23 protein-coding genes and 1 other RNA gene are annotated in these 25395 nt (G+C 69.3%); 11 read left to right on the top strand and 13 right to left on the bottom strand.

Annotated elements, in window-relative coordinates:
- The 3 genes from ACFVWR_RS16785 to ACFVWR_RS16775 form a co-directional block, all read left to right on the top strand.
- Positions 1 to 212, top strand: a 212-nt coding sequence (locus ACFVWR_RS16785; protein ID WP_387214693.1) for a DAK2 domain-containing protein, incomplete at its 5' end; no start/stop codon positions are given.
- Positions 205 to 957, top strand: a complete 753-nt coding sequence (gene dhaM / locus ACFVWR_RS16780; RefSeq protein ID WP_387214690.1) for a dihydroxyacetone kinase phosphoryl donor subunit DhaM — start codon at positions 205 to 207, stop codon at positions 955 to 957. The genes ACFVWR_RS16785 and dhaM, both read left to right, overlap by 8 nt.
- Entirely contained in the window at positions 954 to 1409 is a 456-nt protein-coding gene (locus ACFVWR_RS16775; RefSeq protein WP_387214687.1) for a YdeI/OmpD-associated family protein, read from the top strand. The genes dhaM and ACFVWR_RS16775 overlap by 4 nt, the downstream gene beginning before the upstream one ends.
- 170 nt (positions 1410 to 1579) lie before the next feature.
- Here ACFVWR_RS16775 and ACFVWR_RS16770 read toward each other — a convergent pair whose 3' ends face one another.
- Both ACFVWR_RS16770 and ACFVWR_RS16765 read right to left on the bottom strand, forming a co-directional pair.
- Positions 1580 to 2086, bottom strand: coding sequence for a GNAT family N-acetyltransferase (locus ACFVWR_RS16770; protein WP_387214684.1), 507 nt, complete (start codon positions 2084 to 2086; stop codon positions 1580 to 1582).
- A 9-nt stretch (positions 2087 to 2095) separates the two neighbouring features.
- Positions 2096 to 3397, bottom strand: coding sequence for an aminotransferase class I/II-fold pyridoxal phosphate-dependent enzyme (locus ACFVWR_RS16765; protein WP_387214681.1), 1302 nt, complete (start codon positions 3395 to 3397; stop codon positions 2096 to 2098).
- Between the two features lie 67 nt (positions 3398 to 3464).
- Here ACFVWR_RS16765 and ACFVWR_RS16760 point away from each other — a divergent pair, with 67 nt between their 5' ends.
- Positions 3465 to 4121: a DUF1345 domain-containing protein gene (locus ACFVWR_RS16760; RefSeq protein WP_387214678.1), complete on the top strand. Its 657-nt coding sequence runs from the start codon at positions 3465 to 3467 to the stop codon at positions 4119 to 4121.
- A gap of 3 nt (positions 4122 to 4124) precedes the next feature.
- Here the strand turns inward: ACFVWR_RS16760 and ACFVWR_RS16755 are convergent, their stop codons facing one another.
- The gene (locus ACFVWR_RS16755; RefSeq protein WP_387214675.1) at positions 4125 to 4628 is read right to left on the bottom strand and encodes a dihydrofolate reductase; all 504 of its coding nucleotides are present in this window, start codon (positions 4626 to 4628) and stop codon (positions 4125 to 4127) included.
- Positions 4625 to 5434, bottom strand: a complete 810-nt coding sequence (locus ACFVWR_RS16750; RefSeq protein ID WP_387214672.1) for a thymidylate synthase — start codon at positions 5432 to 5434, stop codon at positions 4625 to 4627. Before ACFVWR_RS16750 ends, ACFVWR_RS16755 begins: the two co-directional genes overlap by 4 nt.
- Positions 5435 to 5492: 58 nt before the next feature.
- Here ACFVWR_RS16750 and ACFVWR_RS16745 point away from each other — a divergent pair, with 58 nt between their 5' ends.
- The 4 genes from ACFVWR_RS16745 to rnpB all read left to right on the top strand — a co-directional run bounded on the left by ACFVWR_RS16745 (position 5493) and on the right by rnpB (position 9957).
- Positions 5493 to 7880, top strand: a complete 2388-nt coding sequence (locus ACFVWR_RS16745) for a cytosine permease (protein WP_387214669.1) — start codon at positions 5493 to 5495, stop codon at positions 7878 to 7880.
- A 37-nt stretch (positions 7881 to 7917) separates the two neighbouring features.
- Positions 7918 to 8736, top strand: coding sequence for a Nif3-like dinuclear metal center hexameric protein (locus tag ACFVWR_RS16740; RefSeq protein WP_387214667.1), 819 nt, complete (start codon positions 7918 to 7920; stop codon positions 8734 to 8736).
- Between the two features lie 59 nt (positions 8737 to 8795).
- The gene (locus ACFVWR_RS16735; RefSeq protein WP_387214665.1) at positions 8796 to 9530 is read left to right on the top strand and encodes a zinc ribbon domain-containing protein; all 735 of its coding nucleotides are present in this window, start codon (positions 8796 to 8798) and stop codon (positions 9528 to 9530) included.
- Between the two features lie 43 nt (positions 9531 to 9573).
- Positions 9574 to 9957, top strand: an RNA gene (gene rnpB, locus ACFVWR_RS16730) — RNase P RNA component class A.
- 12 nt (positions 9958 to 9969) lie between these two features.
- On the opposite strand, the gene ACFVWR_RS16725 is transcribed toward rnpB, so the two are convergent.
- The 8 genes from ACFVWR_RS16725 to map all read right to left on the bottom strand — a co-directional run bounded on the left by ACFVWR_RS16725 (position 9970) and on the right by map (position 19612).
- Entirely contained in the window at positions 9970 to 10662 is a 693-nt protein-coding gene (locus ACFVWR_RS16725; RefSeq protein WP_387214662.1) for a response regulator, read from the bottom strand.
- The gene (locus ACFVWR_RS16720; protein ID WP_387214659.1) at positions 10659 to 13181 is read right to left on the bottom strand and encodes a DUF4118 domain-containing protein; all 2523 of its coding nucleotides are present in this window, start codon (positions 13179 to 13181) and stop codon (positions 10659 to 10661) included. The genes ACFVWR_RS16725 and ACFVWR_RS16720 overlap by 4 nt, the downstream gene beginning before the upstream one ends.
- A 20-nt stretch (positions 13182 to 13201) precedes the next feature.
- Positions 13202 to 13825, bottom strand: a complete 624-nt coding sequence (gene kdpC / locus ACFVWR_RS16715; protein WP_387214656.1) for a potassium-transporting ATPase subunit KdpC — start codon at positions 13823 to 13825, stop codon at positions 13202 to 13204.
- Positions 13826 to 13857: 32 nt separating this feature from the next.
- The gene (gene kdpB / locus ACFVWR_RS16710; protein WP_387214653.1) at positions 13858 to 15999 is read right to left on the bottom strand and encodes a potassium-transporting ATPase subunit KdpB; all 2142 of its coding nucleotides are present in this window, start codon (positions 15997 to 15999) and stop codon (positions 13858 to 13860) included.
- A 2-nt stretch (positions 16000 to 16001) separates the two neighbouring features.
- Positions 16002 to 17648: a potassium-transporting ATPase subunit KdpA gene (gene kdpA / locus ACFVWR_RS16705; RefSeq protein WP_387214650.1), complete on the bottom strand. Its 1647-nt coding sequence runs from the start codon at positions 17646 to 17648 to the stop codon at positions 16002 to 16004.
- Entirely contained in the window at positions 17648 to 17755 is a 108-nt protein-coding gene (gene kdpF, locus ACFVWR_RS16700) for a K(+)-transporting ATPase subunit F (protein ID WP_387214647.1), read from the bottom strand. The genes kdpA and kdpF overlap by 1 nt, the downstream gene beginning before the upstream one ends.
- 198 nt (positions 17756 to 17953) lie before the next feature.
- Positions 17954 to 18715, bottom strand: a complete 762-nt coding sequence (gene ppgK, locus ACFVWR_RS16695) for a polyphosphate--glucose phosphotransferase (protein ID WP_387214644.1) — start codon at positions 18713 to 18715, stop codon at positions 17954 to 17956.
- Between the two features lie 30 nt (positions 18716 to 18745).
- Positions 18746 to 19612 (bottom strand): type I methionyl aminopeptidase, encoded by an 867-nt coding sequence (gene map, locus ACFVWR_RS16690; RefSeq protein WP_387214641.1) that lies wholly within the window; start codon positions 19610 to 19612, stop codon positions 18746 to 18748.
- A gap of 12 nt (positions 19613 to 19624) precedes the next feature.
- On the opposite strand from map, the gene ACFVWR_RS16685 reads away from it, so the two are divergent.
- Positions 19625 to 19837, top strand: coding sequence for an SPOR domain-containing protein (locus ACFVWR_RS16685; RefSeq protein WP_387214638.1), 213 nt, complete (start codon positions 19625 to 19627; stop codon positions 19835 to 19837).
- A 98-nt stretch (positions 19838 to 19935) separates the two neighbouring features.
- Here ACFVWR_RS16685 and panB read toward each other — a convergent pair whose 3' ends face one another.
- Complete coding sequence (gene panB, locus ACFVWR_RS16680; RefSeq protein WP_387214636.1) at positions 19936 to 20778, bottom strand: 3-methyl-2-oxobutanoate hydroxymethyltransferase; 843 nt, start codon at positions 20776 to 20778, stop codon at positions 19936 to 19938.
- A 97-nt stretch (positions 20779 to 20875) separates the two neighbouring features.
- Here panB and ACFVWR_RS16675 point away from each other — a divergent pair, with 97 nt between their 5' ends.
- Positions 20876 to 22213, top strand: coding sequence for a glutamine synthetase family protein (locus ACFVWR_RS16675; RefSeq protein ID WP_387214633.1), 1338 nt, complete (start codon positions 20876 to 20878; stop codon positions 22211 to 22213).
- A gap of 18 nt (positions 22214 to 22231) precedes the next feature.
- Complete coding sequence (locus ACFVWR_RS16670; protein ID WP_387214630.1) at positions 22232 to 25258, top strand: bifunctional [glutamine synthetase] adenylyltransferase/[glutamine synthetase]-adenylyl-L-tyrosine phosphorylase; 3027 nt, start codon at positions 22232 to 22234, stop codon at positions 25256 to 25258.
- The last annotated feature ends 137 nt before the right edge of the window (positions 25259 to 25395 follow it).

Here is a 25395-nt window from a genome sequence, read left to right as displayed (position 1 = left end):
CCTCAGCGCAGGAGGAGGGCGCTTCGGCGGCCGACGTGCTGCGCGAGGCGGCGGACGCCGCCGAGGCCGGAGCGGTCGCGACCGAGCCGCTCGTCGCCCACAAGGGGCGGGCGAGTTACCTCGGCGACCGGTCCGTCGGCCACCGGGATCCGGGTGCCCAGTCCACGGCGCTCATTCTGCGTGCCGCTGCTGAGACGGCCGCCGATGACTGAGCGCGTCGGCATCGTCTTCGTCTCGCACAGCAGCCGGATCGCCAACGGGATCGTCGATCTCGCCGGGCAGATGGCCTCTTCGGTGTCGCTCGTGGGGGCGGGCGGAACCGACGACGACGGCATCGGCACGAGCTTCGTCAAGGTCACCGAAGCGATCGAGGTCGCAGACGGTGGCGCGGGCGTGGTCGTCATCAGCGACCTGGGTTCCGCGCTGCTCATCGCCGAGACCGTCTGGGACACACTGCCCGATGAGAAGCGGGCCGCCGTCGCCGTGGTCGACGTGCCGTTCGTCGAGGGCGGAGTGGCGGCGGCCGTCGCGGCCGAGAGCGGCGCCGATCTGGCGGGAGTCGTCGAGGCGGCCGAGGGCGCACGCGCGGCGTGGGATGGAGCGGACCGCTGGTCCGGCTCCGGCAGCACTGAAGCCGCACTGGACGCAGCGACCGCGACGGACGGCGCGACGGCGACCGCTGAGCCCGCCGCCGCATCCGGGCGCCACGTGCGTGAGGTCGTGCTGCGCAACCGGGACGGCCTCCACGCGCGTCCTGCCGCCGAGTTCGTGAAGCTGGCGAACACCTTCCCCGTGAAGGTGACAGTGAACGGCAAGGACGCGAAGAGTCTCCTCGGCATCATGTCCCTCGGTCTGACAGCCGGCAAGACGGCGGAGATCGCGAGCGACGACGCGGAGGGCGCAGCGGCGGTCGACGCGCTCGCCGCCCTCGTTGAGAGCGGATTCGGGGAGCAATGATGCAGGTGCGAGGAACGCTCGAGCAGTCCGGCAAGACGGCGACCGGTATCGAGGTGCCGGCGGATGTCGTCGAGGCGCTGGGCGGCGGCAAGCGGCCGCCCGTACGGGTGACCATCAACGGCTACGAGTACAGGACGAGCATCGGCTCGATGGGCGGCCGATCGATGCTGCCCGTGAGCGCCGAGGTTCGCGCGGGCGCCGGAGTCGCCGGCGGCGACGAGATCGTGGTCGACCTCGAACTCGACGACGCCCCACGGGAGGTCGAGGTGCCGGACGACCTCAGGGCGGCACTCGCGGCATCCCCGGCGGCCGAGGCGGCATTCGCGGCGCTCAACTACAGCAACAAGCGCCGCCTGGTGCTCGCGATCGAGGGCGCGAAGGCGGCCGAGACACGTCAGCGGCGGGTGGCCAAGACGGTCGCCGACCTGGGGGCGCCCGTCGGCACGCACTAAGTGCACTGACCTCGACGATAGTGCTCTCGTGGGTGCTTGCCGGGGCGCGAGGGGCGAGTTGTTGCGGGCCGGGGAGGGGCTCAGGTCGCAAGGACTCGCCCCTCGCGAACGTGCGGCGCGGGAGCGGGCGGCGCGGGAGCGGTCTGTGACAACGATCCGGGTCAGTGCACCTAGACGCGCAGCGGCAGCGCCATCTCCAGCTCGTCGGCCGTGCGGTCGAGGGGATAGGGGATGCGCACGCCGGTCGGCTCGAAGCCGCGTCTGCGGTAGTACCGGATGGCGGGCTCGTTCTCCTCGTGCACTTCGAGCATGAGACGTTCGCCGCGCCCGCGCGCCCAGCCGATCACGGCGTCGAGCAGCGCATCCGTCATACCGATGCGCGCGCCGCGGAACGCGGGTGTGACGTAGACGCCGACGAGCAGCGGGTCGGTCTTGCCCGTCGGATGGAAGCCACCCATCGTTCCGAGCCAGCTGCCGTCGTCGGCGACGGCGCCGAACAGCCGGCTCGCCGTGCCGCGGTTGGCGGCACGGCCGCGCCAGTGCTCGTCGGGATGGAGCCGGGCGTGCTCGATCGTCTCGAGGAAAGCGATGGGGGTGTCCGTCAGCATCTCGAGCCGCAGATCGCGGTATGCGCGCCAATCGGCCTCGACGCTGGGCCGCACGCGCCAGGTGGTCATGCCGTCAGGTCAGTCGCGCGCGGCCAGCAGAGACTCCGTCTCCGCGAGCAGGATGGCCGTGCACAGGCCGTCCAGTGCCGTCTCGAGCTCGGCGAGCGGCGGGAACGTCGGCGCGATACGGATGTTCGCGTCGCGCGGGTCGTCGCCGTACGGGAAGGTCGCTCCGGCCGGCGTGACCGCTATGCCCGCCTGCGCGGCAAGCTCGATGGCGCGCTTCGCGCATCCGTCGAGCACGTCGAGGCTGACGAAGTAGCCGCCCTTGGGCGAGGTCCAGGTGCCAGCGCCATACGGTGCGAGGCGGCGTTCGAACGCGCCCGCGACGGCGGCGAACTTGGGTTCGAGGATGGCGCGATGCTTCTCCATGTGGGCTTCGAGCCCCTGCTCGTCGCGGAGCAGACGCACGTGCCGCAGCTGGTTGAGCTTGTCGGGACCGATGCTCTGCACCGCCATGTTGCGCACGATCCATTCGACGTTGGCCTCGGAGCCGCCCACGAACGCGACACCGGCGCCGGGATAGGTCACCTTCGACGTCGACGCGAAGATCAGCGGGCGGTCGGGGTTGCCCGCCTCCGCGGCGAGCGACAGCACGTCGATCGGGGCCGGACGCTCGTCGGAGAGGTGGTGCACGGCGTACGCGTTGTCCCAGAACAGGCGGAAGTCGTCGGCCGCGGGCAGCGACACCAGGGCGCGCACGACCTCTTCGCTGTACACGGCGCCCGTCGGGTTCGAGTAGACGGGGACGCACCACATGCCCTTGATGCTGTCGTCGGTCGCGAGCAGCGCCGCAACGGCCTCGACGTCGGGACCGTCGTCGTTCAAGGGAACGGGGATGAGCCGGATGCCGTAGCGCTCGGCGATCGAGAAGTGGCGGTCGTAGCCGGGAACCGGGGCGAGGAAGCTGATCTGCCGGCTGCCCCAGGGGCGCTCGGAGCCCGGCACACCGTGCAGCAGCGCCTGCACGATGACGTCGTGCATGACGGTGAGGCTGGCGTTGCCGAGAGCGAGGAGCTGCGAGACAGGAACTCGCAGTGCGTTCGCGAAGATCGCCCGCAGCTCGGGGAGGCCGGTCGCGCCGCCGTAGTTGCGGAGGTCGGTGCCGGCGGCATCCCGGAACTCGCCGTCGGGAAGGTGGAGGAGATCGTTCGAAAGGTCGAGCTGGTCGGAGCCCGGCTTGCCCCGCGTGAGGTCGAGCTTCAGGCCGGCGGCCTTCAGCTCGTCGTAGGCGGCGGAGATCTCGGCGTGAACGGCGCGGAGCGCGTGCTGGTCGAGGTCTGCGAGGGGGGAGGCGGGGGAGACGGCGGCAGAAGTCACCCTTCGATCGTAGCCGCGACCGCTGCGCCGCGCAGGTGTGCGGCCGGCACTGTGCGAACATCGCTCTGTGAGCACCGAGACCGCTGAGACCGACATTCCGAGACCGCACTCGACGCGCCGGATGGTGATCGCCTTCGCCGCCGGTGTGGTCGCGGCGGTGGTGGTCGGCATGCTCGGCAACTGGCCGATCGCGGCGACCTCCGGCTGGGCCGTCGCCTGCATCGTCTACATCGTCTGGGTGTGGGCGATCATCTGGCGCTTCGACGCGGGCAAGACGAAGCTGCACGCGACGAGCGAAGATCCCGGGCGCAGCGTGTCGGACGTTCTGCTGCTGGTGGCGAGCGTCGCCAGCGTCGTCGCGATCGTGGTCATCCTGGTCGGCGCCCGGCAATCCCAAGGCGTCGAGAAGGCGGGGCTCGCCGCCCTGGCGGTCGCGAGCGTCGCGCTCTCCTGGACGCTCGTGCACACGCTCTACACACTGCGTTACGCGCAGCTCTACTACCGGGGCACGCAGGGCGGCGTCGACTTCAACCAGAAGGAGCCGCCGAAGTACAGCGACTTCGCCTACCTGGCGTTCACGCTCGGCATGACGTTTCAGGTCTCGGACACGAACATCGGCGACACGGCCATCCGGCAGGTCATCCTGCGCCACACCCTGCTGTCGTATCTGTTCGGCTCGGTCATTCTGGCGACGACGGTGAACCTCGTCGCGGGCCTGACCTGACCGTCAGCGCAGGTAGGTGAGGAACCGGTACCGCAGACCGGTCTTCGACGTGCGCCACTCCGGATCGGCGTCGACCGCCGTCCACTGCTCCCCGTCGACGGACGGTGCGAACGTGTCGCCCTCGACGTGGAGATCGATCTCCGTGACCTCCAGACGGTCGGCCACATCCAGGGCCAGCTTGTAGAGCTCGGAGCCGCCCATCACCCACACGGTCTCGGTCGGGGATGCCGTCAGCGCGTTCTCGAGCGAGTGGACGACGAGAGCACCCGGCGCCACCCGACCGGTCTGGCGGGTCACGACGACGTTGGCGCGCTCGGGCAGCGGACGGAACCGCTCGGGCAGGGACTCCCAGGTCTTGCGACCCATGACCACGGTGTCGGTGCCGGTGAGGGTGCGGAAGTGCGCGAGATCCTCCGGCAGCCGCCACGGCATCGTGCCGTCTTTGCCGATCACGCCACCGTTCGCCTGCGCCCAGATCAGCGCGACGCTGCCGGCGGCGGTGCTCATACCGCGACCGCTGCGCGGATCGCGGGGTGGTGCTGGTAGTCCTCGACGACGAAGTCGTCGTACTCGTAGTCGAAGATGCTCTCCGGCTTGCGGGCGATCCGCAGCCGGGGGGCGGGGAACGGGTCGCGGCCGAGCTGCTCGGCCACCTGCTCCAGGTGGTTGTCGTAGATGTGCACATCCCCGCCGGTCCAGACGAACTCGCCAGGCTCGAGGCCGACCTGCTGCGCGATCATCAGGGTGAGCAGTGCGTAGCTTGCGATGTTGAACGGCACACCGAGGAACATGTCGGCGCTGCGCTGGTAGAGCTGGCAGCTGAGCTTGCCGTCGGCCACGTAGAACTGGAAGAACGCGTGGCAGGGAGCGAGCGCCATGTCGGGGATGTCGGCGACGTTCCAGGCGGACACGATGATGCGCCGCGAGTCCGGGGTGCTGCGCAACTGCTCGATGACCTGGGCGATCTGGTCGATGCGGCTTCCGTCTGGAGCGGGCCAGGAACGCCACTGCACGCCGTAGACCGGACCGAGCTCACCGCGCTCGTCGGCCCACTCGTCCCAGATGGTGACGCCGTTCTCGCGCAGCCAGCCGACGTTGCTCTCGCCCCGGAGGAACCAGAGCAGCTCATAGGCGATCGACTTGAAGTGCACGCGCTTCGTCGTGATCAGGGGAAAGCCCTCCGCGAGGTCGAACCGCAGTTGCCGGCCGAAGACGCTGCGCGTTCCGGTTCCGGTGCGATCGGACTTGTGGGAGCCGTTCGCGAGCACATCGCGCAGCAGGTCTTCGTATGGGGTGGTGATCGTCTCGCTCATCGCAAACGATGCTACGTCCCCTGGCGCCTCCGTGGGGGCTCATCGGTAGGATTCGGTCATGGACAGCGATGAGGTCGCGAACGACCCGCCGATCGTCTCTGTCCCGGGGAGAAGGCGGGTGACATACTCTCCTCCGGCGCGCCCCGAAGCCGAACGACACGACGACGACGAGCTTGCGAGCGCCATCGAGGAACAGGTGTCGCGCATGACGTCAGCCATCCCGATCATCGCCGGTCCCACGGTCGTCGGTTCGACCGGGCTCACGGATGCGGCCTCACTGACCGACGAGCAGGTCGCGGCTCTCGTCGACGACGATCTGTCGTCGCACGACACGCTCACCGCCATCCAGCACCTGGAGACCGTGCTGATCGCCCGCGCGGCGACCAGCGCCATCCCCGTCCAGTCCCGGCCGGAGCCGGAGCCGGAGCCGGAGCCGGAGCCGGAGCCGGAGCCGGAGCCGGAGCCGGAGCCCGAGCCCGAGCCCGATCTGCCGCCGGAGGACACCCCGACCCAGGCCATCAGCTTCGACGATCTCGACCTTCCGCCGCGCCGCGATCACGGCCCCGAGCCGACCTTCAGCGCCTGGATCGCTCCAGCAGCCACGGAGGCGATCCCCGTCGCGAAGTCCGATCCGCCTCTCGGCGACGTCGCGGACGCGTCCGACGACACCCCCGCCCGCGTCGAGCCGCTCGGCTATGTGCCGGAGGAGGCCGCCCCGAGCGAATCTCAACCCGTGCCGCTCGTGCCATCGGTTCCGCTGGCGCCCAGGGAGCCGCTGCCGACCGAGCATCCGGATGCGCCCAGCGTCGGCTCCGTGCCCCTTCCCGTCGTCGAAGCGGACCAGCTCGCAGCGCACGATCTCAGCGCCGGGCTCGCCGCCGCCAACGCCGAGGCCGAGATCGCCGACGACGCGGACGACGTGCGACTTCCGACCGGCTCCCTCTCGGCCCCGCTCGCGAGTCCTCGCGTCAGCACGTCGGAGCGGGTGCTGTTCGACGGCGAACCGGTGGCCGCGCCCCTGTTCGTGCCCGAGGCGTCCGGCCTCGAGTCGACGCCCCTCGATCGCCGGGTCGGCTGGGCGTCCCGCATGTTCTGGCTCTGGTTCGCGGGAACGTCGTCGCTCATCAGCGTCGGAGTCGGAGCGACGCTGTTCACCCTGGGTCTGAGCCTGCGGCAGATGCTCGTCGCGACACTGATCGGCGTCGCGCTGTCGTTCCTGCCGCTCGGCATCGGCACCCTCGCCGGCAAATGGAGCGGCCAGCCGACCATGGTCGTCTCGCGTGCGACGTTCGGGCTCCGGGGCAACCTCCTCCCCGCCGCGCTCGCCCTGATCACCCGTCTCTTCTGGGGCGCCGTGCTGCTCTGGCTCGCCGGCGCCGCGGTGGGCGCGGTCTTCACCTCGCAAGGCTGGTCGCAGGATGCCGTGCTGCCGACGGCCGTCGGGCTGGTCGTGACGATCGGGGTGGCGCTCGCCGTCGCCTATTTCGGCTACTCGCTCGTCGCCCGCGTGCAGCTCGTGCTCACGATCGCCTCCGCGATCCTGATCGCTGTGATGATCGTCGCGACCTGGCCGTCGGTGCACATCTCGACCGCACTCGCCGTGCCGGACGCGGTCTGGCTGCGCACGGTCACCGGCGCCGTTCTCGTGTTCAGCTACCTCGGCCTCGTCTGGGCCAACAGCAGCGCAGAGGTCGCCCGCTATCAGCGGCGGGGCGCCTCCGGAGCCGCGTCGATGCTCTGGGCGACGTTCGGTGCGGCGCTCCCGCCGTTCGTCCTGATCGGGTACGGGGGACTGCTCGCTGCGTCGAACGCCTCCGTCGCCGCCGACCTCGCCGCCGATCCGGTGGCCGCGTTCGCGCAACTGGGGCTGCCGGCGTGGTATCCCATCCCATTGCTCCTGGCGGTGACGCTGAGCCTCATCTCCGGGCTCGTGCTCACGGTCTACTCGGGCGGGTTCACGCTCGAGGCGATGGGCGTGCGACTGGGCAGGCGATGGAGCACGGTCGTGATCGGCGCGGCGATCGCCGTGGCCGGGATCGTTCTCGCCGCGAGCGTCTCCGACCTGTCCATCGTGATCGAGGCGCTGCCGACGACGCTGGCGGTTCCCGTCGCGGCCTGGGCGGGGCTGTTCGCCGCCGAGATGATGCTGCGCACCCGCCGTCTCCACCAGCCGTCGCTCGTCGAGCGCGGAGGGGTGTACCCGGATTGGCGGTGGCCGAACATAGCGATGTTGATCGTGGCCAGCGTGATCGGGTTCGGGCTCGTCAGCTCCGAGCTGCCGTGGCTCGGCTGGGAGGGCTTCCTCTACCCGGTGCTCGGTGTCGACCCCCACGGCGACCTGGGAACGAGCAATATCGGCGTGGTCGTCGCGCTCGGGCTCGGCATCCTGACCCCGATCGTCTCGGGAATACCCGAGATCCGGCGGCAGGAGCGGACGAACGCCTGAGCAGGTCTGCACCGAGCGCATCCCGTAGGCTCGTCCCGTGTCCAACACTCTCGACTCCGTCCGCCGAACCGCCGAAGAACTCTGGCCGCTGTCGGGCGCGGAGAGCTGGGACGCGCCGGGACTGGTGGCCGGAGATCCGGCGGCCGAGGTGCGTCGCATCCTCCTCGCCGTCGACGCCGTCGCAGCCACCGTCGACGAGGCCGTCGCGCGTGACGCCGACCTGTTGCTCGTGCACCATCCGCTGCTCATGCGCGGGGTCACCGCCGTCGCCGAAGACCGGTACAAGGGGGCGCTCCTCGCCCGCCTCATCCGGGCCGACTGCGCTCTGATCGCCGCCCACACCAACGCCGACGTCGTCGCCGACGGCACCTCCGCCGTGCTCGCCGATCGGCTGGGGCTGGCAGACACCACGCCGATCGCTCCCGCCGCCGACGGGGTCACCGGCATCGGCCGGGTCGGTGACCTGCGCGAGCCGACCACTCTCGGTGCCCTCGCCCGCCGACTCGCCGACATCCTCCCGCCCACCGCGGGCGGCGTGCTCGCCTCCGGCGACTACCAGCAGCCCGTCACGCGCGTCGCGGTCTGCGGAGGCGCGGGCGACTCCCTGCTCGCGACGGATGCCGTGCGCGGCGCCGACGTGTACATCACCGCAGACCTGCGGCACCATCCAGCCTCCGAGGCCCGCGAGCAGTCGCTCGTCGCCGGCGGCCCAGCGCTGCTGAACGTCTCCCACTGGGCGAGCGAGTGGCTGTGGCTCGACACCGCGGCGTCCCAGCTGCGCGCGGCGCTGCCCGATGTCACCGTCGACGTGAGCGAGCTGCGCACCGACCCGTGGGACTTCGCGATCCTGCAGTAGCAGCGCGCAGCATCCTCGTCCGAACGAACCTCAAGACCCACGAAAAGAGCCGAGTCACCGTGAAAGCCAGCCCCGCCGACCAGAACGAACTCCTCCGCCTGCAGACGGCGGACACCCGTCTCGCCCAGCTCAACCACATCGCCAAGAACCTCCCGCAGACGGCCCAGCTGGCCGCGCTGCAGCCGGAGGTCGACGCCCTGCGTGCGCGGTGGATCGCCCGCACCGGCGAACTCGAAGACTCGCGGGCCGAACTGAAGCGCGTGGAATCGGATGTGGAACTCGTCGAGACGCGCATGACGCGCGACTCGTCACGCCTGCAGCAGACGTCGTCGACCAAGGATGTGCAGGCGCTCGAAGGCGAGCTCGCCTCGCTCACCAAGCGTCGCGACGACCTCGAAGAGATCGAGCTGACCGTGATGGAGCGGGTCGAAGCCTACGAGAAGTCGCTCGCCGAGGTCGAGGCGGAGCAGGCGGAGCTGAACGCCCGGGTGCACGAACTGGAGGCCGCTCGCGGCGAAGAGCTCGCCAAGCTCGATGCGCAGCGCACCGCCCTCGCGAGAGATCGCGCGACGATCGTGGGGGCGATCCCGGCCGACCTCGTCGAGCTCTACGAGAAGCAGCGCGGTCGCTACGGCATCGGGGCCGCCCTGCTCGTGCGCGGCGTCTCCCTGGGCAGCAACGTCAAGCTCAACGAGTCGGACTTGTCGGTGATCCGCCGGGCCGCTCCCGACGAGGTCGTTCTCTGCCCCGACAGCGGCGCCATCCTCATCCGCAACGAGGAGTCCGGGCTCTGAACCGAGTTCGCGCCTGAGCCGAGCCTGTAGGATCGAGGGCGAATGGGCCGGCAAGACGGTCGCGTCGGTCCGCTTCGGCGGGCCGCCGAGGAACGTCCGGGCTCCACAGAGCAGGATGGTGGGTAACACCCACCCGGGGCAACCCGCGAGACAGTGCCACAGAGAACAGACCGCCGCGGGCGTCGATCTTCGGATATCGACCGCGGTAAGGGTGAAACGGTGGGGTAAGAGCCCACCAGCGACCGGGGTGACCCGGTCGGCTCGGTAAACCTCATCCGGAGCAAGGTCAGACAGGAAACGTTGAGGCTGCTCGCCGAGTTTCCGGGTAGACCGCTAGAGGGCGGCGGCAACGTCGTCCCGAGATAGATGGCCGTCCACGGTGCTTCACGCACCCGGACAGAACCCGGCGTAACAGCCGGCCCATTCCTTCCCGCGCCGATCAGTCGGGGTCGGGAACGAAACGGTAGCCCATCCCGGGCTCGGTCAGCAGATGACGCGGGCGCGACGGCACCGGTTCGAGCTTCTTGCGCAGCTGAGCGAGATAGAGGCGCAGGTATCCCGTGTCGTTGGTGTACTGCGGCCCCCAGACCTCGGTCAGCAGAGTCTGACGCGTGACCAGGCGGCGCGGATTGCGGACGAGCACCTCGAGAATGTTCCACTCGGTCGGGGTGAGCCGCACCGTCGCGATGTCGTCGCCGGTGAGTCGAGTGACCAGGTGCGCGGCCAGGTCGACCGTGATGTCGCCGAAGGTCACGAGCGGTTGGTCGGCGGCAGCGGGCTGACGCCGTGTCAGGGCGCGGATCCGCGCGAGCAGCTCATCGGCGGCGAACGGTTTCGTCACGTAGTCGTCCGCACCCGCGTCGAGCGCGTCCACCTTGTCGGCGGAGTCGGTGCGCCCCGAGACGACCAGGATGGGCACGGCACTCCAGCCGCGCAGACCTTCGATGACCTCGATGCCGTTCAGCTCGGGCATCCCGAGGTCGAGCATGACCAGATCGGGGTGCTGCTCGACGGCGCGGCTCAGCGCCTCGGCGCCGGTGCTCGCCACGATGACCTCGTAGCCGCGGGCGGTCAGAAGGATGCGCAGCGCCCGGAGGATCTGCTGGTCGTCGTCGGCGATCAGGATCTTCACTCCGCGTCCTCCCCGTCGGCGTCTTCGTCGTTGCCGCGGGAGGCGGTCGCGGCCACCGGAAGCGAGACCACCATCGTGAGTCCACCGCCCGGCGTGTCCTCGGTTTCGAGTGTCGCTCCCATGCCTTCGGCGAAACCCTTCGACAGCGCAAGGCCCAGCCCGATGCCGGCGTCGTTGTCGGTGTCCCCGAGCCGTTGGAACGGCACGAACACGGCCTCGCGGCGTTCGTCGGGGATTCCGGGGCCATGGTCGATCACGCGCACCTGCACCCGCCCGCCGAACTCGCTCGCCGCGACAACCGGGCGTGAGTCGGGTGGTGAGAAGCGGAGGGCGTTGCTCAGCAGGTTCACGAGCACCCGCTGCAGCAGCACCGCATCCGTCTCGACCGGGGGCAGGCCCGCAGGAAGATCGAGTTCGACGTCGGCCGGGCCGATGGCGAGTTCGTCGAGCGCCGATGGCACGATGTCGTCGAGGTCGGTGGGGGCGAGTGTCACCGCCAGCACGCCGGCCTGCACCCGGCTGACATCGAGCAGGTTGGTCACCAGTGCCGCGAGGCCGTCGAGACTGTCCTCCGCGGTCTCCAGCAGGGCCTCACGGTCATCCTCGGTCAGCTGGATGTCGCGCTGGCGCAGGGTCGTGACCGCTGCCGTCGCCGCCGCGAGGGGCCGGCGCAGGTCGTGCCCGACAGCCGCGAGCAGGGCGCTGCGCACCCGGTCGGTCTCGGCGAGCGGGCCGAGTTCGCTGGCGGTGGCGGCGAGGTCGCGGTGCTCGAGCGAGGCATCCAGTTGGCTCACGATGACCGCGAGCAGACGCCTGTCGCCGGCGGCCAGGTCGCGCCCCGAGAGTTCGAGCGACCCGCGGGCACCGACAGGGATGGTCTGCGTGTGAGCGGCGTCGGAGGGCTCGCCGTCCGCGCTGATCACCTCGCCCTGGTCGCGAAAGCGCACGCCGGTGAGCCCGAACGCTTCGCGGGTGCGGGTGATGAGGGCCTGGATCGCATCCTCGCCCCGGATGACACCGCCGGCCACCGTCGCGAGCAGTTCCGCCTCGGCGGCGGCGCGCTGGGCGACGCGTGTGCGGCGGGCCGCCTGGTCGACGACGATGCTGACCAGGGCAGCGATGACGAGGAAGAGGATGAGCGCTAACAGGTGCAGCGGCTCGCTGATGGTGATCGTGTACAGCGGTTGAACGAAGAAGAAGTCGAGCGTCACCCCCGAGAGGAGGGCGGCGAACAGGGCGGGCCAGATGCCGCCGACCAGGGCGACGAGCACCACGAGCAGCTGATAGCCGAGCACATCGCTGGTCATCGAGTCCGGAGACCTCACGCTGGCCAACAGCCAGGTCAGCAGGGGGCCGCCGACGAGCGCGAGCGCGAAGCCGTAGACCCGGCGGCGCACGGTGAGGCCCCCGCCGATGCGGGGGAGCGAGAACCGCCCGCCCGCCCGCGAGTGCGAGACGATGTGCACGTCGATGTCTCCGGAGGCCCGGATGACGGTCGAGCCGATGCCCGGGCCCGTCAGAAGCGCCGAGAGACGGCTGCGCCGGCTGACGCCGATCACCAGCTGCGTAGCGTTCGATCCCCGAGCGAACTCGACGAGAGCCCGGGGCACATCACTGCCGACGACCTGGTGGTAGCTGCCACCGAGCTGCTCCACCAGGGAGCGCTGCGCGGCAAGGGCGCCCGGATTCGTCTCCCGGAGGCCGTCCTGCCCTGTCACGTGCACGGCGAGCAACTCCCCGCCGGCCGAACGCGCGGCGATCCTGGCGCCGCGGCGCAGAAGCGTGTCGCCTTCAGGGCCTCCGGTGAGGGCGACGACGACGCGTTCGCGAGCCTCCCACTTGCCGGCGATCCCGTGCTCCGCGCGATAGCGCTGCAGCGAGCTGTCGACCTCGTCGGCGAGCCAGAGGAGGGCGAGCTCGCGGAGGGCCGTGAGGTTGCCGAGCCGGAAATAGTTCGAGAGCGCGGCGTCGATCCGGGCCTGCGGATACACGACGCCGTCGGCCAGTCTGTCGCGCAGAGCCTGTGGGGCGAGATCCACGACCTCGATCTGGTCGGCGCCGCGCAGCACCGAATCGGGGATCGTCTCCCGTTGCTGCGTTCCGGTGATCTGCTCGACCACATCGTTGAGCGACTCGATGTGCTGGATGTTCACCGTCGACATGACGTCGATGCCGGCGTCGAGCATGGCGTCGACATCCTGCCAGCGCTTCTCGTTGGCGGAGCCGGGCGCGTTGGTGTGCGCGAGTTCGTCGACGAGGGCGATCTGAGGAGCCCGGGCGAGCACCGCGTCCAGGTCGAGCTCCGTGAGCTCGATGCCACGGTGTGTGACGACCCGACGCGGTACGACCTCGAGACCCTCCAGCACCGCGGCCGTTGCGGCGCGACCGTGGGTCTCCACGACCGCGACCACCACGTCCTTACCCAGCGACCGCAGGCGCCGGCCCTCTTCGAGCATCTCGTAGGTCTTGCCGACGCCGGGCGCGGCGCCGAGCATGACCCGCAGGCGGCCTCGTGCCATCTCTAGTCGTCCATACTCGGTTATCGGCCGCTCTGTGATCGGTCGAAGGCGGCGAGCGCCAGGTTCAGCTGGAGCACGTTCACGGTCGGTTCCCCGAGGTAGCCGAGGTCCCGTCCCTGAATCCTAGACTCGACGAGTGCGCGCAACCTGTCCGGGGAGAGGCCACGGGCATCCGCGACCCGCGCCACCTGGAGCAGGGCGTAAGCGGGGGAGATGTGCGGGTCGAGTCCGGAGCCGGATGCGGTGAGAGCGTCGTTCGGGATGTCGGCGACCGCGACCTCGTCGTCCTTCGCGATCGCTGCCGCCCGCTCGTCGATGGCTGTCACGAGATCGGGATTGCCCGGACCGAGGTTGCTGCCCGACGACGCCTTGCCGTCGTAGCCGTCACCGGCCGCCGACGGGCGGGACTGGAACCATTGCGGAAGCGCGTTGCCTTCGTCGTCGGTGAAGCTCTGGCCGATGAGGCTCGAACCGACCGGCGAACCGTCGGCGGTGACGATGGAGTCGTTCGACTGCGCCGGCAGCGCGAGCTGTCCGACGCCCGTGACGGCGAGCGGATACACGACGCCCAGCAGTGCGGTCAGCACGAGCATGGCGCGGATGGCGACCCAGTAGTGGCGCCACGCGCCACGGAGTCCGTTCATTTCGGGATGTCCTTTCCAGAATCCGTCGGAGGTCAGAAGCCGGGGATGAGAGCGACCAGCAGGTCGATCAGCTTGATGCCGATGAACGGCGCGATCAGCCCGCCGACGCCGTAGACCAGCAGGTTGCGGGTCAGCAGTGTCGCCGCGCGCGCGGGCCGGTAGCGCACGCCGCGCAGGGCCAGCGGGATCAGCAGCACGATCACGATGGCGTTGAAGATCACGGCCGACAGGATGGCCGACGCCGGCGAGTGCAACTGCATCACGTTGAGCGCCTGCAGGCCCGGGAACGAGGCCACGAACATCGCCGGGATGATGGCGAAGTACTTGGCCACGTCGTTCGCGATCGAGAACGTGGTCAGCGCACCGCGCGTGATCAGCAACTGCTTGCCGATGCTGACGATGTCGATCAGCTTCGTCGGGTCGGAGTCGAGGTCGACCATGTTGCCGGCCTCCTTCGCCGCCGACGTGCCCGTGTTCATCGCGACCCCGACATCCGCCTGCGCGAGGGCAGGGGCGTCGTTCGTGCCGTCACCGGTCATGGCGACCAGGTTGCCGCCGGCCTGCTCGCGCCGGATGAGGGCCAGCTTGTCTTCCGGTGTCGCTTCGGCGAGGAAGTCGTCGACCCCGGCCTCAGCGGCGATCGCCTTGGCCGTGAGCGGGTTGTCGCCGGTGACCATGACCGTTCGGATGCCCATCCGGCGCAGGTCGGCGAACCGATCGGCCAGCCCCTCCTTCACGACGTCCTTCAGGAAGATGACGCCCAGCAGCGTCGCCGTTCCGTCGGCTTTGCTCGTCGCGACGGCGAGGGGAGTGCCGCCGAGGGAGGAGATCCGTTCGACCTCGGTGTCCAGCTCGCGCAGGGCGGCGGTGGATGCGGAGGCCGAGCCCCCGGGCGCCTCCCTCACCCAGGCGACGATGGCGCTCGCCGCGCCCTTCCGCACCCGCGTTCCGTCGGCGAAGTCGAGGCCGCTCATCCTGGTCTGCGCCGTGAACGGAACGATGTCGGCCTTCGTGTCGGCGTCGGGCGTGTAACCCATCCGTTCGGCCAGCGCCACGACCGAGACGCCTTCGGGCGTCGGGTCGCTCAGCGACGAGAGCGCCGCGGCCTTCACCAGGTCGGTGCTCGACGTTCCAACGACCGGCGTGAACTCGCTCGCCTGGCGGTTGCCGTACGTGATCGTGCCGGTCTTGTCGAGTAGCAGCGTCGTCACATCGCCTGCCGCCTCGACCGCGCGGCCCGACATGGCCAGCACGTTCCGCTGCACGAGGCGATCCATGCCGGCGATGCCGATGGCGGAGATCAGCGCGCCGATCGTCGTCGGGATGAGGCACACGAGCAGGGCGATCAGCACAGGGACGGCCGGTTCGGCGTTCGAAAAGCCTGCCGCCGGCCCCAGCGTCAGCACGACGACCAGGAACACGATGGACAGACTGGCGAGCAGGATGTTCAGCGCGATCTCGTTCGGCGTCTTCTGCCGCGAGGCGCCCTCGACGAGCCGGATCATGCGATCGACGAACGTCTCGCCCGGCTTGCTCGTGATCGACACGAGGATGCGGTCGGAGAGCACCCGCGTTCCGCCGGTGACGGCGCTGCGATCGCCGCCGGACTCACGCACGACGGGCGCGGACTCGCCGGTGATGGCCGATTCGTCGACCGAGGCGATGCCGCGGACGATGTCGCCGTCTCCGGGGATGAGCTCGCCGGCGACGACGACGACCAGGTCGCCGAGCCGCAGGTCGGTGGAGGGCACCTGCTCGATCGTGGCGCTGAGCGCATCCGGATCGCCGGCGGGGTCGTACCCCGTCACGCGAGCTGCGAGCGTGCTGGTGCGGGTCTGCCGCAGGCTCGCCGCCTGGGCCTTGCCGCGGCCCTCTGCCACCGATTCGGCGAGGTTCGCGAAGACGACCGTGAGCCAGAGCCAGACTGCGATGCTCCAGGTGAAGGCGAGCGTCTGCGGGCTGGTCGCCGTGGAGGTCGCGCCCGGGGAGCCGGTGAACGACTGAGCGATGGCGAGCAGCGTGGTGAGCGCTGCGCCCACCTCGACGATGAACATGACCGGGTTGCGCCACATGAGGCGAGGGTCGAGTTTGCGGAGAGCGCCCGGCAGGGAGGCGGCGAGCCTGCCCGCGTCGAACGCACCCTTCGGAGTTCTGGTCGGATGTGAGACGGTCATGGTCACTGCAGCCCTTCCGCCAGGGGACCCAGCGCGAGAACGGGAAAATAGGTGAGCGCGGAGACGAGGATGATCGTTCCGACGAGGAGGCCGACGAACTGCGGCCGATGGGTCGGGAGCGTGCCCGCGGTGGCCGGCACCTTCTGCTGACCGGCGAACGACCCGGCGAGAGCCAGAACGAACACGATCGGCAGGAACCGGCCGAGGAACATCGCGACCCCGAGCGCCGTGTTGAACCACGGTGTGTTCGCCGTCAGCCCGGCGAACGCCGAGCCGTTGTTGTTGGCCGCCGATGTGAACGCGTAGAGCACTTCGGTGAAACCGTGCAGGCCGGGGTTGAAGATCGAGGTCTTCTCCACGTCGGCCCGGATGGCCGGCACCGCGAAACTCAGCCCCGTGCCGACGAGCACGAGGGTCGGAGTGGCGAGGATGTAGAGGCTCGCGAGCTTGATCTCGCGCGGTCTCAGCTTCTTGCCCAGGTATTCGGGTGTCCGTCCGACCATCAGACCGGCCAGGAACACGGCGACGATCGCGATGACGAGCACGCCGTACAGTCCAGCGCCGACCCCGCCGGGGGCGACCTCGCCGATCATCATGTTGAGGAGCGCCATCCCGCCGCCGAGCGGACTGTAGCTGTCGAGCATCGAGTTCATCGCCCCCGTGGAGGTGACCGTGCTCGTCGTGTCGAACAGTGTCGACCCGAGGATGCCGAACGCCGACTCCTTGCCCTCCAGCGACCCGCTCGACAGCTCGAACGCCGTCATCGCCGCCAGACTGCCGACGAAGAGCACGCCCATCGTGGCGAGCACGGCGTAGCCCTGACGGCGGTCGCCGACCATGGTCCCGAAGGTGCGGGGGAGCGAGAACGGGATCAGCAGCATGAGCACGACCTCGACGAAGTTGGTCCAGGCCGCCGGGTTCTCGAACGGATGCGCGGAATTGGCGTTGAAGAACCCGCCACCGTTCGTGCCGAGCAGCTTGATCGCCTCCTGCGAGGCGACGGGACCGCCGGGGATCGACTGCGTCGCGCCGGTCAGGGTCGTCACATCCTGAAAGCCCGCGAAATTCTGGATCGCGCCGCCGGCGATCAAGACGATCGCGGCGAGCACCGACAGAGGCAGCAGGATGCGCACCGCGGCGCGCACCAGGTCGACCCAGAAGTTGCCGATCGTGCCCCTGGTGGCTCGGGCGAACCCTCGAACCAGGGCTACTGCGACGGCGATACCGACAGCGGCGGACACGAAGTTCTGCACGGCGAGGCCCGCTACTTGCACCGCGTAGCCGAGGGTCGCATCCGGTGAGTACGACTGCCAGTTCGTGTTGGTCACGAACGAGATCGCCGTGTTGAAAGCGAGGCCCTCGGGCACGGCGGGGAAGCCGAGCGAGTACGGAAGCACCTCCTGCAGCCGCTGGAGACCGTAGACGATCAGGATGCCGACCACCGAGAACGCGAGAACCCCGCGCAGGTAGGCCGGCCACGACTGCTCGGAGGCGGGATCGACTCCGATGAGCCGGTAGAGCCCGCGTTCGCCTTTCAGATCCCGCCCGGTCGTGAAGACCCGCGCCATGTAGTCGCCGAGAGGCCGGTGGGCGACGGCGAGAACGAGCGCGAGCGTCGCCAGCTGGGCGACGAACAGCCACGCGGTCATCAGAACCGCTCCGGTCGCACCAGCGCCACGATCAGGTAGGCGATCGCGGCGACCGCGAGCACCGCGCTGACGATCTCCGCTGCGGTTGTCAGTAGCTCAGCGCTCACAGCTTCTCGACCCCCCGACCGACGAGCCCCACGACGAGCGCGAGCACGACGATGCCGAGAAGGTAGACGACGTCCATCAAGACTCTCTCCATCCGTTCGGATGCGTGCGACCATCCGGTCGCAGCAGAGAGAGTCCACACCCGTCAGGGCGCCCGGGATGCGACTCCTAACGCATCCCTAACGCCCTGGCGGCGAACCCTAACGGTCCCTTTGCACCGCCAGCGCCGCAGCGCCCAGGATGCCCGCGTTGTTGCGGTGCACGGCGGGCACGATTTCGGTCTTCAGGTCGAGCAGCGGGAGGAAGTCCTTGTAGTTCTTCGACACGCCGCCGCCCACGATGAACAGGTCGGGGGTGAACAGGAACTCGAGCGTGGTGTAGTACTTCTGCAGGCGCTTCGCCCACTTCTCCCACGAGAGGTCGTCGCGCTCCTTGGCCGAATACGCTGCCTTCGACTCGGCGTCGGCGCCGTCGATCTCCAGGTGGCCGAGCTCGGCGTTCGGGATGAGCACCTGGTCGTAAATCAAGGCCGATCCGATGCCGGTGCCGAGCGTCGTCATGATGACGAGGCCGTCGCGATCCTTCGCTGCGCCGAAACGGGTCTCCGCGTAGCCGGCGGCGTCGGCGTCGTTGACGAAATGGATGTCGCGGCCGAGCGCCTTCTCGAAGAGGTCTTCGGCGCGGAGGTCGATCCACTTCTTGGAGACGTTGGCCGCCGACAGGGTGACGCCGTGGCTGACGATGGCGGGGAAGCAGACACCGACGGGCGCATCCGGATTCTCAGCGGCGAGCTTGTCGACGATCTCTTTGGTGACCTCGACGATCTCGTCGGGCTTGCCGCCCTCGGGCGTCGGCAGTTTGATCCGGTCGCTGATCAGCTCCCCGGAATCGAGGTCGACGAGACCTCCTTTGATTCCGGTTCCTCCGATGTCGATTCCGATGGCGGTGCTCTGCGAACTCATGGCACTGAATCTACCGGTCCGCGTGGCCGATCATGGAAGCGTGAGCACCTCGGCGCCGCGTTCGGTGACGACGAGCGTGTGCTCGAACTGCGCCGTGATGCTCTTGTCGCGCGTCACGACCGTCCAGTCGTCTTCCCACATGTCCCATTCGTGGGTGCCCAGGGTGAGCATCGGTTCGATGGTGAACACCATCCCCGGCTCCATGACGGTGTCGTAGAGCGGCGCAGAGTCGTAGTGGGGGATGATCAGGCCCGAGTGGAACGCTTCGCCGACGCCGTGACCGGTGTAATCCCGCACGACCCCGTAGCCGAAGCGCTTCGCGTACGACTCGATCGCGCGGCCGATCACGTTGACCTGGCGGCCGGGGGCCACGGCCTTGATGCCTCGGTTGAGCGCCTCCCGCGTGCGCTCCACCAGCAGGGCGACCTCTTGCGACGCGGCGCCCGCGATGAAGGTCTGGTTGCTGTCGCCGTGGAATCCGTTCTTGTACGCCGTGATGTCGATGTTGACGATGTCGCCGTCTTCGAGCACCGTGTCGTCCGGTATCCCATGGCAGATGACCTCGTTCACCGAACTGCAGATCGACTTGGGGTAGCCGCGGTAGCCGAGCGTCGACGGGTACGCCTCGTTCGCCAGCAGGAACTCGTGACCGATCGCGTCCAGCTCCTCGGTCGTCACGCCCGGGCGCACGGCCCGCCCGACGGCGTCGATCGCGAGCGCGGCGATGCGGCCGGACTCGCGGATGAGCGCAACCTCCTCGGGCGAGTAGACGTCGGACCCGCTGTACGGCGCCGGTGCCTTCTTCCCCACATATTCCGGGCGCGGAATGCTGGCAGGGACGGGCCGCATCGGCGAGATGCGGCCAGGGATCAGGTGACCGGCGGAATCCTTGGGCATAGGATCAAGCTTATGACCGGCGAGAACGAATACGGGATCAAACAGGACGCAGAGCACCGCTACTGGTACAACATGAAGAGCGGCAAGGTCGAGCAGGGATTCCTTTCCCCCGCTCCCGACCGGGTCGGCCCCTTCGACACCCGCGAAGAGGCGGAGCACGCTCTCGAGAAACTCCGCGAGAACAGCGCCAAGTGGGCTGAGGAAGACGCCAGCGACGAGCGCTAGCCGCCGCGCCGGCGATGCTACGTCGGCGAGATGCCGGTTGGCGCACGTTTGAATCGGTTCACGTAGGTGGCATCTCGGCCGGTCCCAGGAGTGGCTGACTAGAAGCTGTGCTCCTGGGTGGGGAACGAGCCGCCCTGCACGTCCGCTTTGAAGGCTGTCGCCGCATCCGAGAGAACGCCGCGCAGATTCGCGTACTGCTTGACGAACTTGGGGATGCGCCCGGTCGTGAGGCCCGCCCAGTCGGTCCAGACGAGGAGCTGGCCGTCGACATCCGGCCCGGCCCCGACCCCGATCGTGGGGATGCGCAGCTCGGCGGTGACCCGACCGGCGATGTCGGCCGGCACCATCTCCATCACCACGGCGAACGCGCCGGCGTCCTCCACGGCGTGAGCGTCGGCGAGCAGCTGCTCGGCGCCATCGCCGCGACCCTGGATGATGTGGCCGCCGAGACCGTGCTCGCTCTGCGGGGTGAAGCCGATGTGGGCCATCACGGGGATGCCGGCGTCGACGATGCGACGGATCTGGTCGGCGCTGCGCACACCGCCCTCGAGCTTCACGGCGTGCGCGCCGGTCTCCTTCATGAACCGCACCGCCGTGTGGAGTGCCTCCAGCGCGCCCGTCTCGTACGAGCCGAACGGCATGTCCGCCACCACGAACGCGCGCTTGACGGCGCCCGCCACGGCGCGGGTCAGCGGGATGAGCTCGTCGACCGTCACGGGAAGCGTCGTCTCGTAGCCGAGCACGTTGTTTCCGGCCGAGTCGCCCACGAGGAGGAAGTCGATTCCGGCGGCGTCGAAGATCTGCGCGGTGAGCTGGTCGTAGCTGGTCAGGCCGGTGAACTTGGCGCCCTCCTCCTTCGCGGCCTGGAAGTGCCTCGTCCGCACCCGCTTGAGGGTCTGCATCGAGGGCGAGACGGAGGGCATCGGTGACTGCTCAGACATGCGCTCAGTCTAGTGAGCGACACGCGAAACCCGGTTCGCGCGTGCGAAGAGCGGCCGGGTGAGCCAGTAGTCTGGGAAGGCTGACGAAAGGGGCACGATGGACAAGCAGCGCGACTTCGTTCTTCGCACGATCGAGGAACGAAACATCAAGTTCGTGAGGCTGTGGTTCACCGACGTCGTCGGCACGCTGAAATCGGTGGCGATCGCTCCCGCGGAGGTCGAAGGCGCCTTCAGCGAGGGTCTCGGATTCGACGGTTCGGCGATCGAGGGTTTGACCCGCGCCTACGAGTCCGACCTGCTCGCGCATCCCGACCCCACCACGTTCCAGATCCTTCCCTGGCGCGGCGAGATCGACCCGACCGCGCGCATGTTCTGCGACATCACCACGCCCGACGGGCTCCCGTCCGTGTCCGATCCGCGCAACGTGCTGAAGCGCACGCTCGAGAAGGCCGCCGACCTGGGCTTCACCTTCTACACGCACCCCGAGATCGAGTTCTACCTGCTTAAGTCGTCGGCGTACGGCCCCGATGGCCCGGAGCCCGTCGACTCGGCCGGCTACTTCGACAACGTTCCCGGCGGCACCGCTCACGACTTCCGTCGGCGTTCGGTCAGGATGCTCGAAGACCTCGGCATCTCGGTGGAGTTCAGCCACCACGAGGCGGGCCCCGGCCAGAACGAGATCGACCTGCGCTACGCCGACGCCCTCACCACCGCCGACAACATCATGACCTTCCGGACGGTCGTCAAAGAGGTCGCCATCGAACAGGGCGTGTACGCGACGTTCATGCCGAAGCCGCTCTCCGACCACCCGGGCTCGGGGATGCACACCCACATGTCGCTCTTCGAAGGCGACACGAACGCCTTCTTCGAGGCGGGCGCCGAATACCAGCTGTCGAAGATCGGCCGCCACTTCATCGCCGGTCTGCTGCGCCACGCGCCCGAGATCACTGCGGTGACCAACCAGTTCGTCAACTCCTACAAGCGGCTCTGGGGCGGGGACGAGGCTCCGAGCTTCGTCTGCTGGGGGCACAACAACCGTTCGGCTCTGGTGCGCGTTCCGCTCTACAAGCCCAACAAGGGGCAGAGCTCGCGAGTGGAGTACCGGGCCATCGACTCCGCCGCGAACCCGTACCTCGCCTTCTCGCTCATGCTGGCCGCCGGGCTCAAGGGCATCGAGAACCAGTACGAGCTGCCGCCCGAAGCGGAGAACAACGTCTGGGCGCTCAGCGACGCCGAGCGCCGCGCTCTCGGCTACAGCCAGCTGCCGGCGAGCCTCGATCACGCCATCCAGCTGATGGAGGAGTCGGAGCTCGTCGCCGAGACGCTCGGCGAGCAGGTCTTCAACTACGTGCTGCTGAACAAGCGGCAGGAGTGGGCGGCCTACCGCGCCCAGGTCACGCCGTACGAGCTGCGCACCAACCTCGAGATCCTCTAGGCGCGCCCGACAGCACCGATGACCCGCGACCAGCTCTCCCTGACCACCCTGGCGCGGTCCGGCTTCGTCGGGCTGAGCTCGGTGCGAAACGAACTCGACGAGCTGGCGCAGGTCGTCGGCCTGTCGATCGAGGCGATGCTCCCTGCCTTCGCCGCCGCGGCAGATCCGGACACGGCCCTGAGAGGAGTGCTGGCGCTGCTGCGCCGGTCGCCCGACCCCGTGAAGCGGCTGCTGGCGGCCGACGACAGCGCCCGTCGGCTGCTGCGCGTCATCGGGGCGTCGGAGGGCGCGACAGAGTTCTTCCTGAGGCAGCCGGATGAGCTTGCGGCCCTCGCGCGGCACGTCGAACGAGTGCCGACCGCGGCCGAGCTGCGCACCGACCTGCTCGACTCGGTGGGCGCGCGCGACGGATTCGCGTCTCTGACGGAAGAAGCGGCGTGGACGGCCCTCCGCATCCGGTACCGCCGACGACTGGTGCAACTCGCGAGCTTCGACCTGGAGCAGCCTGATCCGGTCGACGGTCTTGACGCCGTCGCTGCCGCCCTCGCCGATCTGGCCGCCGCCGCCATCGAGGCTTCCCTCGCGGTGGCCCGGCGCGAGGTGAGCGGCACCGGTCCCGGCCGCTTTCCCGAGTCAGAGGTGCGGGCGACCCGGTTCGCGGTCATCGGGATGGGCAAGGCGGGCGCCGGCGAACTGAATTACGTGAGCGACGTCGACGTGATCTTCGTCGCCGACGGAGACGAAGCGACGGGGCTCTCGCCCGCTCGGGCGGTCGACATCTCCACGAGGCTCGCGATGCTGATGATGCGCGGGATCGACGCCCCGGCCGTCGAGCCGGGACTTTGGGAGGTCGACCCGAACCTGCGCCCGGAGGGCAAAGACGGCGCGCTGGTGCGCACCCTCGAGTCGCATCTCGCCTACTACGATCGCTGGGCTAAGGGGTGGGAGTTCCAGGCGCTCCTCAAGGCGCGCCCGCTCGCGGGAGACCTCGAACTCGGTCAGCGCTATGTGGATGCGCTGGCTCCCAAGGTGTGGAACAGCGCCTCCCGCGAAAACTTCGTGGAGTCCGTGCAACGGATGCGCGAGCGCGTGACCGACCACATCCCCGACGACGAGGTGGAGTATCAGCTGAAGCTCGGGCCGGGGGGTCTTCGCGACGTCGAGTTCACCGTGCAGCTGCTCCAGCTGGTCCACGGTCAGACCGACGACGGCGTGCACCAGCGCGCGACCCTGCCCGCGCTCGCGGCCCTCGCGGCGCAGGGTTACGTCGGGCGCGAGGAGGCTGCGCAGTTCTCCCGCGACTATCGCACGCTTCGTCTGCTGGAGCATCGGCTGCAGTTGCGTCACCTGCGCCGCACCCACCTCATGCCGCGCGACGAAGGGGATGTGCGGGTGCTGGCCCGCGCATCCGGCCTCGCGACGGGAACACCGCAGCTGCTGGAGCGCTGGACGGAGATCAAGCACCGCGTTCGCGGCCTGCACGAACGGCTCTTCTATCGGCCTCTGCTGAGCGCCGTGGCGGCGACGCCCAACGAAGACGCCGAGCTCACCGGCGAGGCCGGACTGACCAGCTCGCAGGCCGAGGCACGGCTCGCGGCGATCGGCTTCCGCGACCCGAAGGGGGCGCTGGCGCACATCGCGGCTCTCACCGGGGGCGTGTCGCGGCGGGCGACCATCCAGCGTCACCTGCTGCCGGTCATGCTGCAATGGTTCGCGGCCGGCGCCGACCCCGACTACGGCCTGCTCACGTTCCGGCGTTTGAGTGAAGACCTCGGTTCCACCCACTGGTACCTGCGGATGCTCCGGGATTCGACGGGCGCTGCCGAGCGTCTGACGCGCGTGCTCTCCGGCTCGAAGTACGCGGGCGAGCTGCTGGGGCGCATCCCCGAGTCCGTCGCCTGGCTGGGATCGGAAGACGACCTGAAGCCGCGACCGGCGGAGCTTCTCGCGGAGGAGACCCGCGCCATCCTCGCCCGTCACGGAACACCGGAGGCAGCGGCGGCGGCGCTCCGGGCCGCGCGCCGGCGCGAGATCCTGCGGCTCGCGTTCTCGGGCATCCTCGGCATCGCGACGATCGAGCAGCTCGCCGACGGACTGTCGGCGGTGACCGAGAACGTGATCGTCGGTGTGCTGGAGGCGATTCGCGCATCCCGCCCCGACCGTGACCGCTTCGAGTTCGCCGTGATCGGCATGGGGCGGTTCGGGGGGCGCGAGCTCGGTTTCGGGTCGGACGCCGACGTGATGTATGTGTTCCGTGCACTCGACGACGAGCAGGATGCGGCGCACAAGGCGGCGCTCGCGATCGTCTCCGACCTCAACCGGCTGACCGAAGACAACGTGCTCCCGCTCGACCTGGACATAGGGCTTCGGCCCGAGGGCAAGAACGGCACGCCGGTGCGCTCCCTCGAGTCGTACCGCGCCTACTACGAGCGCTGGTCCCTCACCTGGGAGGCCCAGGCGCTTCTGCGCGCCCGGGGTGTGGCCGGTGACGCAGCACTACTGGCCGATTTCGAGGCCGTGGCCGACGGGGTGCGCTACCCGAGTCGGATCAGCGAACAGGCGGTGCGCGAGGTGCGCCGCATCAAGGCCAGGGTCGAGAACGAACGGTTGCCGCAGGGCGCGGACCCGACCCGCCACCTCAAGCTCGGCCGCGGATCGCTGAGCGACGTCGAATGGTTCGTGCAGCTCATCCAGTTGCAGCACGCGGCCGCTGTTCCGTCTCTGCGCACCACCTCCACCCTCGGAGCTCTCGCCGAGGCCGCCGAGCACGGCTTCGTCACCGAGGAGGACGCCGCCAAGCTGCGCGACGCCTGGGTCTTCGCCTCGCGCGCTCGCTCGGCGATGACGCTGTGGGCCAACAAGACGGCGGATGTGCTTCCCTCCGACCGGGTGCAGCTCGACGGTGTCGCGCGTCTGCTCGAATACCCGCCGGGTTCGGCGAGCCAGCTCGAACAGGACTACCTCGCCGTCACCCGCCGGGCGCGAGCCGTCTTCGAGCGCTCGTTCTACGGCCAGCCCGACCGCCCCACCCCGACCACGGCCTAGCTCGGCCGCGGCGGTCTTTTCGTGCGAAAAGCGCGGTTCGGGATTCCCGAACCCCCCGTCTCCCACCAGAGAAACACCAATCCGGTGGGCGCGGAGGCGGTGTCCACGGCGTCCGCGGCGGGGTCGTGGCCGGCGTT

The sequence above is a fragment of the Leifsonia sp. NPDC058292 genome (assembly GCF_042880955.1).
GTDB lineage: Bacteria > Actinomycetota > Actinomycetes > Actinomycetales > Microbacteriaceae > Leifsonia.
This window is presented reverse-complemented; position numbering and strand designations above follow the sequence as displayed.

Bases quoted from the DNA above. Each gene is read 5' to 3' on its own strand.
- dhaM (WP_387214690.1), top strand. From the start codon at position 205: ATGACTGAGCGCGTCGGCATCGTCTTCGTCTCGCACAGCAGCCGGATC.
- ACFVWR_RS16775 (WP_387214687.1), top strand. From the start codon at position 954: ATGATGCAGGTGCGAGGAACGCTCGAGCAGTCCGGCAAGACGGCGACC.
- ACFVWR_RS16770 (WP_387214684.1), bottom strand. From the start codon at position 2,086: ATGACCACCTGGCGCGTGCGGCCCAGCGTCGAGGCCGATTGGCGCGCA.
- ACFVWR_RS16755 (WP_387214675.1), bottom strand. From the start codon at position 4,628: ATGAGCACCGCCGCCGGCAGCGTCGCGCTGATCTGGGCGCAGGCGAAC.
- ACFVWR_RS16750 (WP_387214672.1), bottom strand. From the start codon at position 5,434: ATGAGCGAGACGATCACCACCCCATACGAAGACCTGCTGCGCGATGTG.
- ACFVWR_RS16745 (WP_387214669.1), top strand. From the start codon at position 5,493: ATGGACAGCGATGAGGTCGCGAACGACCCGCCGATCGTCTCTGTCCCG.
- ACFVWR_RS16720 (WP_387214659.1), bottom strand. From the start codon at position 13,181: ATGGCACGAGGCCGCCTGCGGGTCATGCTCGGCGCCGCGCCCGGCGTC.
- kdpC (WP_387214656.1), bottom strand. From the start codon at position 13,825: ATGAACGGACTCCGTGGCGCGTGGCGCCACTACTGGGTCGCCATCCGC.
- kdpB (WP_387214653.1), bottom strand. From the start codon at position 15,999: ATGACCGTCTCACATCCGACCAGAACTCCGAAGGGTGCGTTCGACGCG.
- kdpA (WP_387214650.1), bottom strand. From the start codon at position 17,648: ATGACCGCGTGGCTGTTCGTCGCCCAGCTGGCGACGCTCGCGCTCGTT.
- ppgK (WP_387214644.1), bottom strand. From the start codon at position 18,715: ATGAGTTCGCAGAGCACCGCCATCGGAATCGACATCGGAGGAACCGGA.
- map (WP_387214641.1), bottom strand. From the start codon at position 19,612: ATGCCCAAGGATTCCGCCGGTCACCTGATCCCTGGCCGCATCTCGCCG.
- ACFVWR_RS16685 (WP_387214638.1), top strand. From the start codon at position 19,625: ATGACCGGCGAGAACGAATACGGGATCAAACAGGACGCAGAGCACCGC.
- panB (WP_387214636.1), bottom strand. From the start codon at position 20,778: ATGTCTGAGCAGTCACCGATGCCCTCCGTCTCGCCCTCGATGCAGACC.
- ACFVWR_RS16675 (WP_387214633.1), top strand. From the start codon at position 20,876: ATGGACAAGCAGCGCGACTTCGTTCTTCGCACGATCGAGGAACGAAAC.
- ACFVWR_RS16670 (WP_387214630.1), top strand. From the start codon at position 22,232: ATGACCCGCGACCAGCTCTCCCTGACCACCCTGGCGCGGTCCGGCTTC.